Genomic DNA, 1,979 nt, shown 5'->3' on the forward strand with positions numbered 1-1,979 from the left:
TGAGCTAACGGCCCACAAACGTAACAGCCCTTTATGGCGCGCCCGGCAGGATTTGAACCCGCGACCAACGGATCCGAAGTCCGCCGCTCTGTCCACTGAGCTACGGGCGCTCACTGCCTTTATCACTAAGCGGCAATAGGAAAGTTATCACAGCTTCGAAGAATAGTCAACAGGGTTTGCTAAAATTTCCATGAAACGCCGGCTTTGATCGACAAGAATAAGATGTTGCTAATCCAGGTTACTCTAATTACAATTTATGGTCAAAGCCCAAAGACGTTAATAATGAGGAGTGATCGACCTGTGAGGTTACGGACCTTTCTTAGAGGGGCTCGCGACGAGTTGCCTTTGCTGATTGCAGTGATGCCCTTTGGCGTAATATATGGTGTAACCGCTTTGGAGGCAGGCTTGACCAAGTTTCAGGCCCAGTCGATGTCCTACATCATCTTTGGCGGCTCTTCGCAGTTCGTGGCAAGCAAGCTATTTGCCGAATCAATTCCCTGGTCCGTAATAACACTAACCGTGGTCATGGTCAATCTGCGCCATATGCTTTACAGCGCTTCGGTCGCTCCCTATTTGAAAGAGCTTCCTTTCGGGTGGAAGGCACTGCTTTCTTATCTCTTAACCGATGAAGCTTACGCTGTCGTCATAAGTTATTATCAAAAGGAACGAGAAGAGCGCTACGATCACATGTATTTTTTGGGCGCAGGTCTTATCCTGTGGTTAACCTGGCAGATGAGCACGGCAATGGGAATTTTTCTGGGTAAGATGCTTCCATCCGATTGGCCGCTCGATTTCTTTTTGCCGTTGACATTCATAGCTATACTCGTTCCTTCTTTGAATAACTACCCTAGCATTATAGCTGCACTGACGGCGGGGATCTGTTCGATGCTTTTTTTCGGATTTCCCTATAAATTAGGCTTGATAGCTGCCGCTTTGGTTGGCATGACAGGCGGCTTCGCCTTGGACTTGAGGAGAAGCCGGTCATGAAGATATGGTTGGTCCTGCTTCTTGGGGGAACTTTGACTTATCTCACGCGAGCATCCTTCATATTTCTTTTTGGGGTCTGGGACATTCCCTCCTGGGCAAAGAGGCTTTTAAAATATGTGCCTCCAGCCATTCTGTCGGCTCTTATTGTTCCCGAATTATTCATGCAATCGGGAAAGGTTTTTATTTCTCTAGGAAACGTCAGGCTGTTGGCAGGCATTGTAGCCACGCTAACAGCGATACTTACTAAAAACACACTATGGACCATATTGTCCGGCATAGCGTGTATGGCCATCTTTAATATGTTATTATAAAGACATAAACGTTAACTGATATCTGATTTATAAATTCAATAGATACCCATTCTTTTTAAGCCACTCTATATGCCCTTCGTAATCGGGCATCAGCATTCTTACTTTATCCCAAAAGGATTTTGCATGATTTCTTTCTTCCAGATGAACAAGCTCGTGAATGACAACGTAATCTAGGACCGACAGGGGAGCCATTATCAACCGCCAGGAAAAGTTCAAATTTCCCCTAAAAGAGCACGAACCCCATCTTTTTTGAGCATCGGTTATGCCGATTTTATTGTATGTATATCCCCGTTTTTCGGCATAGAGGTGAACTCTTTCGGAAATTTTTTCAAAGGCTTTGTCTTTATACCACTGGATAAATGTTTCTTTTGCGCGTGGAAGCGCATGTCTTGAAAGATGAAATGCTCCTTCTAATTTCAACGGTTCACTTTGGTCTTCTACTATATTTAATTTGTAGTATCTGCCTAAATACAGAAACCCTTCCCCATTGACGAATTCTTTTGGGGAAAGTTTTTGGTTTCTAGTAGAGGCCTCTTTTTGCTTTTTTTCGACCCAACGCCTGTGTTTCGAGACGATCTCAGCGATCGTCTCGTCATCAAGGTTAAAAGGAGCCCTGATGATCAATTTGGCATCGTCCGTCACTTGCAAAGCTATCGTCTTTCTTTTCGTTCGGATTATTTT

At 44.6% G+C, this 1,979-nt stretch carries 3 protein-coding genes and 1 tRNA gene; 2 read left to right on the plus strand and 2 right to left on the minus strand.

Annotated elements, in window-relative coordinates; genetic code table 11:
- Positions 1 to 34: 34 nt before the first annotated feature.
- Positions 35 to 110 (minus strand) — tRNA-Arg (locus Q7P41_RS12285).
- A 190-nt stretch (positions 111 to 300) separates the two neighbouring features.
- On the opposite strand from Q7P41_RS12285, the gene Q7P41_RS12290 reads away from it, so the two are divergent.
- Both Q7P41_RS12290 and Q7P41_RS12295 read left to right on the plus strand, forming a co-directional pair.
- Positions 301 to 987 carry an AzlC family ABC transporter permease gene (locus Q7P41_RS12290; RefSeq protein WP_303884638.1) on the plus strand — a complete coding sequence of 229 codons (687 nt, stop codon included), beginning with the start codon at positions 301 to 303 and terminating at the stop codon, positions 985 to 987.
- On the plus strand, positions 984 to 1,298 hold the full coding sequence (locus Q7P41_RS12295) for an AzlD domain-containing protein (RefSeq protein WP_303884641.1): 315 nt from the start codon (positions 984 to 986) through the stop codon (positions 1,296 to 1,298). The genes Q7P41_RS12290 and Q7P41_RS12295 overlap by 4 nt, the downstream gene beginning before the upstream one ends.
- A 27-nt stretch (positions 1,299 to 1,325) precedes the next feature.
- Here the strand turns inward: Q7P41_RS12295 and Q7P41_RS12300 are convergent.
- A partial coding sequence (locus Q7P41_RS12300; RefSeq protein ID WP_303884644.1) for a M48 family metallopeptidase occupies positions 1,326 to 1,979 on the minus strand: 654 nt, incomplete at its 5' end.

Source organism: Acetomicrobium mobile (genome assembly GCF_937920065.1).

Coding starts and splice junctions, on each gene's coding strand:
- Q7P41_RS12295 (WP_303884641.1), top strand. CDS start 984: ATGAAGATATGGTTGGTCCTGCTTCTTGGGGGAACTTTGACTTATCTC.